We start from the raw sequence: 7,073 nt of genomic DNA on the forward strand, positions 1-7,073 counted from the left end.
CCGGTAGCCTGACACCGTGGCTCTCTACCGGAAGTACCGTCCAGCGACGTTCGCCGAGGTCGTGGGCCAGGAGCATGTCACCGAGCCGCTGAGTACAGCGCTCGATTCCGGGCGCATCAACCACGCCTATCTGTTCTCCGGCCCGCGCGGTTGCGGCAAGACCTCGTCGGCCCGCATCCTGGCGCGCTCGCTCAACTGCGAGCAGGGCCCCACGAGCACGCCGTGCGGGGTCTGCAACTCGTGCGTCGCGCTCGCCCCCGGTGGCCCCGGCAATCTCGACGTGACCGAAATGGACGCCGCCTCCCACGGCGGTGTCGACGACGCCCGCGAGCTCCGCGACCGTGCCTTCTACGCCCCGGCCGAGTCCCGCTACCGCGTCTTCATCGTGGACGAGGCGCACATGGTCACGCCGCAGGGCTTCAACGCTCTGCTGAAGATCGTGGAGGAGCCGCCGGAGCACCTCATCTTCATCTTCGCCACCACGGAACCGGAGAAGGTGCTCACCACCATCCGGTCCCGCACCCACCACTACCCGTTCCGGCTGCTTGCGCCCAACGTGATGCGGCCGCTGCTGGAGAAGATCACGGGCGCCGAGCACGTCGCGGTCGAGCCGCAGGTCTATCCGCTGGTCATTCGCGCCGGCGGTGGCTCCCCGCGTGACTCGCTGTCGATCATGGACCAGTTGCTCGCCGGCGCGGGTGCCGAGGGCGTCACCTATCAGCGGGCACTCGGCCTGCTCGGCGTCACCGACACCGCGCTCATCGACGCCGCGGTCGACGCTCTCGCCACCTCCGACGGTGCCGCGCTGTTCGGCGCCGTGGAGCGGGTGATGGAGGCCGGGCACGATCCCCGTCGGTTCGCCACGGACCTGCTCGAACGCCTCCGCGACCTGATCCTGCTGCACACCGTTCCCGACGCGGCTGACCGCGGGCTCATCGACGTGCCGGTGGACGTGCTCGAGACCATGCGCGGCGAGGCCGCGAAGTTGGGTCTGGCCACGCTCACCCGCTGCGCCGAGGTCACGCACGCCTCGCTCGCCGAAATGCGCGGCGCGACGTCGCCTCGGCTGTTGCTCGAGGTCATGTGCGCGCGCATGCTGCTCCCCGCCGCCGACGACTCGCAGGCCGCCCTCCTGCAGCGCATCGAAGCGCTCGAACGCCGCCCCGCCGGAGCGCCGCTCGCCGCCGGGTCCGCGCCCTCCGGTCCGGTGCCCGACGGTGCCGCTCCGGCCCAGGCGTCCGCCCCCGCTCCCCAGTCCGACGGTGCCTCCCGCTTCGTTCGGCCCAGCCAGCGGCAGGCCGAGGCGCCGCCCGCGGCGGCGCCGGAAGCAGCGCCTGTCGCGCCGGAGCCTGCTCCGCAGGAGAGCGCTGCGCCCGGACCCGTGCCGTTGGCCGAGTCCGAGCCGGTGCTGCACCGGCCCGCCCCGGAGCCCGAGCGGGCTCCGGAGCCGAATCCCGAGCCCGTCGCTGCGCCGGAGCCGGAAGTGCCGCCGCGTGCGGCGCCGGCCGCGCAGTCGGTCCGGCCCGCGCCGGAGCCGGTCACTCCGCCGGAGCCGGAGTACGAGCCCGAGCGCGCGCCGGCGCCCCCGGTGGCACCCGCTGCGGCGCACGGACCGTCGGGCCCGTCGATCGACGAGGTCCGCACGGCCTGGCCCAAGGTGCTCCGGGCGGTGAGCAGCCGCAGCAAGGTCACGGCCACGCTGATGACGAACATGCAGGTGCTCGGCCTGGCGGGGGATGTCCTACATCTCGCGCTGCCGATCCCGGCGTTGCTCGGCCGGTTCAGCGATCAGCAGCACGTGGGTAACCTGCGCGAGGCGGTGCGCGAGGTCTTCGGCACTCAGTGGAACGTCGAGGTCGGCGACGGCAGCGGTGCCCGTCCGCAGCAGGGCTCGCCGGCCGCGCAGCCGCAGCAGCGCCCTGCCGCGGAACCACAACGCAAGGCCCCGCCCACCTTCGAACGACGCAGCCGCGCGGGTGATCAGCGGCCCGATCCCCGGCCCGCCGGCCGGGAGAATCGCGCACCGTCGCACCATGACGACATCCCGCTTCCACCTGAGCCGGACCCCGAGCCGGCGCCGGTCGAGGAGGTCTCCGAGGAGGAGATGATCGAGGCCGCGCACCGCGAGGACGCCGTGTCGGGCGGCGCCACCGCCCCCCGCCGCGACCCCGAGGAGATCGCCCTCGAACTGCTCCGCAACGAACTCGGCGCCCGCCCGATCTGATCGGGGCGAGCGCCGGGTTTCGGAGAGCGCGACTACGCGTCCCACCAGGGGCGCAAGGGCAGGTCGCCGGCACCGCCCTTCTCGTCCAGCTTCACAGCCAGGACCTGGTGCAGCTGGACCACGTTGCGCTCGAAGCCCAGTCGCGATCCCGCCATGTACAGGCCCCACACGCGGGCGGTGCCGATGCCCACCTCGGCCACCGCCTCGTCCCAGTTGGCGACCAGGTTCTTGCACCACTGCGCGAGGGTCAGCGCGTAGTGCTCACGCAGGTTCTCCTCGTGCCGGACCTCCATGCCGCCGATGTCCTGGATCGCGGCGATCACCTTGCCGGAGCCCGTGAGCTCCCCGTCGGGGAAGACGTACCGGTCGATGAACTGGCCGCCCTTGCCCGACAGCTTGTTGTCGTGCCGTGTGATCGTGTGGTTCAGCAGCAGCCCACCCGTCTTCAGCTTGTCGCGCAGCGAGGTGAAGTACGACGGGTAGTTGTGCACGCCGATGTGCTCGGTCAGGCCGATCGAGCTGATCGCATCGAAGTCGCCCTCGGGGACGTCGCGGTAGTCGCTGAAGCGCACCTCCGCGAACTCGCCCAGGCCCTCCGCCTCGATCGCGGCCTGTGCCCACTCCGCCTGCTCCTTGGAGAGCGTCGCGCCGATGGCGTGCACGCCACGGCGGGCCGCGTAGCGCACCATGCCGCCCCAGCCGCAGCCCACGTCCAGCAGCCGGTCGCCGGGCTTGAGCCGCAGCTTCTCGAAGACCAGGCGGTACTTGTTCTCCTGTGCCTCCTCCAGCGTGGCGTTCGCGTTCGGGTAGCAGGCACAGGTGTAGGTCATCGACGGGCCGAGGACCAATTCGTAGAACCGGTTGGACACGTCGTAGTGATGCTGGATCGCGTCCGCATCCCGGGCCTTGCTGTGGCGCAGTCCTTCCGCGATGCGGCGCCACCGGGGGATCGCCTCCTGCGGCGGCGGCGCGACCGGGATCATCCGCTCGGCGCCCACCGATCGCGCGATCTGTGCGATGAGCTTCGGTCCGGGCTTGGCGAACGTGAGGTCGTCCGAGAGCGCCTTGAGCGCCTCGTACGGGTCTCCGGGAGGAGCGCCGGTCAGCTCGAGATCGCCGGCGATGTAGGCGCGGGCGAGGCCCATGTCCCCGGGAGCCGTTGCGAGATAGGTGGTCCCGCGCGGGGTGAGCAGGTCCAGTCCGTACGGTGCGTCGTCCGGGCCGGCCGACGAGCCGTCGTAGGCCTTCACCCGGATGGCGAGCTTGCCGCCCGCGACCTTCTCGATGATCTCCGCGAGGCTCAGCTTCGGGAGATGCTCCGTGGAGCGCGTCAAATCACTGCCTCCTGACTGTCTTGTCGTACAGGCCCAGGAGGCGATCCTCCGGGTCGTACTGGGACTTGTACTTCTCCAAGTGGATTCCGCCGTAGAGCTCGTCGAACTCGGCGCGCTCGTAGAAGGCTTCGGAGTACAGGGACTTGTGCCCTCCCAGCTCCGAGACCTTCTCCTCGATCAGGCGGTTCGCCCGGCCCTCGATCTGGCCGGGTTGCTTCGGGACCGCGGACCAGAAACCGACGTTGACGTAGGTCTCCCCGGGTTCCAGCGGGTAGAGCGGCCACGGCCGGTCGGGATCGGCGCCGGGCGGTAGCGGATCACGTAACCGCAATGGGCACAACCAGATCGGCTCGATCGGGATCTCGGCGAGGAACCACTCGAGGAACTCGGTGATCTCGTCGATGTGCACCTCGATGTCCTGCACCACCCGCTCGCCGGGCGGCTCGCCCTTGCGTGCCGAAAGCCGGTCGCCGATGTCCCACCTGCGGTCCAATGCCACGAGCTTCCAGTAGAAGCTGCTGCGCAGCAGGTGTTTCGGCCAGAACCGCCGGACGGTGGGGTTCTGCGCCCCGAAGGCGCGCGAGCACCAGAACCAGTCGGTGTCCCATCGCCACAGGTAGTCGTGGGTCGTCAGCCGGTCGCGGGTCACGCCGTCGGCGTGCTGGATCGACCGGTAGTAGATCTCCCGGCCCGTGTAATCGCTGAGCGGCCCGTCCTCGTCGGTCCTACGGCCCAGGACGAGGTAGGACTCGTCGGCGGAGAACACCACGCCGTCGAGGTAGTCGACCGGTTCGCCGTCGTACTCGCGTTCGTCGACGATGTCCCTCATCGTGTCCTGCAGGTCGTCGAGCGTGTGGAACCGCACGTGGCGCAGCTCCACGTACCGCCCCACCGGCTCCAGCTCAACGGTGAGCCGGGTCGAATAGCCCAGCGTGCCGTACGAATTGGGGAAGCCGAAGTAGAGGTCCGCGTGCGGTCCGTCCGGTGTGGCGGTGACGATCTCGCCGGTGCCCGTGAGGATGTCCATCGAGCGGACCGCTTCGTGCGGCAGGCCCGCGCGGAACGAACTCGATTCGATGCCCATGCCGGTCACCGCGCCGCCGAGGGTGATCGTCTTGAGCTGCGGCACGACGGTGGGAGCGAGCCCGAAGGGCAGCGTCGCCGCGACCAGGTCCTCGTAGGTGCACATTCCGCCGACGTCGGCCGTGCGCGCCTCCGGGTCGATCGAGATCACCTCGCTCAGGCCCGAAACGTCCAGGCCGGGTGCGTCCGTCGCGGCGCGGGCGCGGAACAGGTTCGAGGTCTTCTTGGCCAGGCGCACCCGGGCGCCGGCAGGAATCGCCCGATAGCTGGCGAGCAGGCGCTCGAGGCCCTCCCGGTAGGCGGACTCGCCACCGATCGGGACGGTGGTCGGGGTGCGGACCGGCGCGGTACTGCGATCGCTCACGTTTACCGACGCTATACCTCTCGGCCGCGACGCGCGCGGGTCGCTACCGATTGGTTAGGCTGGCATCGAACAGGTCGGCGGTGCCGACATCCATGCCGGCAGCCCCGCCGCCGGCCCCGTCACTAAGAGGATCGAAGTACGTTGGCCCAGGTAACCGCCACCAAGTCCACCACCATCGCTGCCGCGCCCGAGACCGTACTCGCCGCGATCGCCGACTACACCCGGCGGGCCGAGATCCTGCCCCCGAACTACCGCGACTTCCGCGTGGTCGAGGGCGGGCAGGGCGACGGCACCGTCGCCGAGTGGGTCCTGCAGGCGACGGAGAAGCGCTCGCGGAACGTGCGGGCCTCCGTCACCGCCTCCGCCGATTCCGTCACCGAGACCGACGCGAACAGCTCGATGGTCACCGTCTACCGCGTGACCGGCGCCGGCGACGGGTCCACCGTCACGATCACCACCACCTGGCAGGGCGCGGGCGGCATCGGCGGCTTCTTCGAGAAGACCTTCGCGCCCAAGGGGCTCGGCCGCATCTACGACGAACTGCTGACCAACCTCAAGGTGCAGGTCGAGTCCAACGGCTAGGCGCCCCCGGCGGCATCGCGGCGCCCCGGTCGCGCCGCTGCCCTTGCGCGACGGGGTCGACCCGACGCGTCTTGTGATCGCCGAGGAGGAGGACGGGCGCACGCTCGGAGAGGTCCTGGAGGCCCGGTTCCCGGGCACCTCGGAGTACGTCGCCGGGGAGAGCGCCCGCGGGTGCGTTCGCGGGTCCGACGGTGCGCCGCTCGCCCCGTCGACGACGCTGGCCGCCCGGCAGGCGGTCTGGATGTATCGGGAACTGCCCGACGAGATCGACGTCCCCTTCCCCATGCCGATCCTCTACCAGGACGAGCGCATCGTCGTGGTGGACAAGCCGCATTTCCTCGCCACCATGCCGCGCGGTGCCCGGGTTGTGCAGAGCGCCCTGGTCCGGCTGCGCCGTGAGCTCGGCGAGCCGCAGCTCTCGCCCGCCCATCGCTTGGACCGCCTGACGGCCGGGGTCCTGCTGTTCACACGGGACCCCGCGGTCCGGGGTCGTTACCAGCAACTCTTCGCGACCGGTGCCGCGCACAAGGAGTACGCCGCTCTCGCACCCGTGCGGGCGGACGTGGCCCTGCCGGCCGTGGTCGAATCCCGGATAGAGAAGACGCCCGGAATCATGCGTGCGTACGAGGTCGAGGGCCCCGTCAACGCTCGCTCCCGCGTGGCCCTGGAGTCGGTTGCGCCCGACGGAGCCGGCGGCACTGTCGGGCGGTACCGCCTGCGGCCGGAGACCGGCAAGACCCACCAACTACGACTGCACATGACGCGCCTCGGAATCCCGATCCTGGGCGACCCGCTCTACCCCGAGCAGCGCGAGACAGTCGACGGTGACTTCTCCGACCCACTCCGCCTACTGGCTCGAAGCCTGCGCTTCATCGATCCCGTCGACGGTGCCGAGCGGGAGTTCGTGAGCGCGCGGGACCTGGCCGCACCCAGCACTCGATCCAGTGGTTGACCAGCCGATTTGTGTTTCGCGCTCGACTTTTGTAACTTATTTCGAGTCAGCAGCGCCACGGCGCCGCCCGGCAGGCCCACTGAGACCTGATCTTCAGGTCAGTCGAAGCGCCGCCGGATGTCGGAAACCGGGAAGATCCGCAAGGATCGTCGCGCTGACACGAGAGGATGTCTGCGAAGGTCTCCAATCCACGGACTACGTCCCGCACGGGACGTGGTGGTGCGGGCCGCGTTTGGCGTGTTCTTTGAGAACTCAACAGTGTGTCGATGAAATTGTCAGTGCCAAAATTTTTTGGCACGCATGGACAATCAAATTTTTGGTTGTTTGTGTTGTGGCTTTTCTCGTTTATTTCTTTGCGAGATGTATTTCTGGAATCATTGATTTTTGTCAGTGGTTTCGTTTTGTTCAGGATTTCCTGGATTATGCTGAAACCTTGTGTTTCTAGTGTTTTTTATGGAGAGTTTGATCCTGGCTCAGGACGAACGCTGGCGGCGTGCTTAACACATGCAAGTCGAACGGTAAGGCCCTTCGGGG

General features: G+C 69.2%; 5 protein-coding genes and 1 rRNA gene. 4 read left to right on the top strand and 2 right to left on the bottom strand.

What is annotated here, in order from left to right; translation table 11 throughout:
• Nucleotides 1-16: 16 nt before the first annotated feature.
• Nucleotides 17-2,224 carry a DNA polymerase III subunit gamma and tau gene (locus tag ABZX10_RS05915; protein ID WP_355535657.1) on the top strand — a complete coding sequence of 736 codons (2,208 nt, stop codon included), beginning with the start codon at nucleotides 17-19 and terminating at the stop codon, nucleotides 2,222-2,224.
• Between the two features lie 32 nt (nucleotides 2,225-2,256).
• Here the strand turns inward: ABZX10_RS05915 and ABZX10_RS05920 are convergent, their stop codons facing one another.
• The gene (locus ABZX10_RS05920) at nucleotides 2,257-3,558 is read right to left on the bottom strand and encodes a class I SAM-dependent methyltransferase (RefSeq protein ID WP_355535660.1); all 1,302 of its coding nucleotides are present in this window, start codon (nucleotides 3,556-3,558) and stop codon (nucleotides 2,257-2,259) included.
• A gap of 1 nt (nucleotide 3,559) precedes the next feature.
• Entirely contained in the window at nucleotides 3,560-4,957 is a 1,398-nt protein-coding gene (locus ABZX10_RS05925) for an FAD-binding oxidoreductase (RefSeq protein WP_355535711.1), read from the bottom strand.
• A 189-nt stretch (nucleotides 4,958-5,146) separates the two neighbouring features.
• Between ABZX10_RS05925 and ABZX10_RS05930 the strand changes: the two genes are divergently transcribed.
• The 3 genes from ABZX10_RS05930 to ABZX10_RS05940 form a co-directional block, all read left to right on the top strand.
• Complete coding sequence (locus ABZX10_RS05930; RefSeq protein ID WP_355535663.1) at nucleotides 5,147-5,587, top strand: SRPBCC family protein; 441 nt, start codon at nucleotides 5,147-5,149, stop codon at nucleotides 5,585-5,587.
• A gap of 37 nt (nucleotides 5,588-5,624) precedes the next feature.
• Nucleotides 5,625-6,539, top strand: a complete 915-nt coding sequence (locus tag ABZX10_RS05935) for a pseudouridine synthase (protein WP_355535714.1) — start codon at nucleotides 5,625-5,627, stop codon at nucleotides 6,537-6,539.
• Between the two features lie 450 nt (nucleotides 6,540-6,989).
• A 16S ribosomal RNA gene (locus ABZX10_RS05940) occupies nucleotides 6,990-7,073 on the top strand; the annotation flags it as partial.

This window comes from Tsukamurella sp. NPDC003166 (assembly GCF_040611135.1).
Taxonomy (GTDB): Bacteria; Actinomycetota; Actinomycetes; order Mycobacteriales; family Mycobacteriaceae; genus Tsukamurella.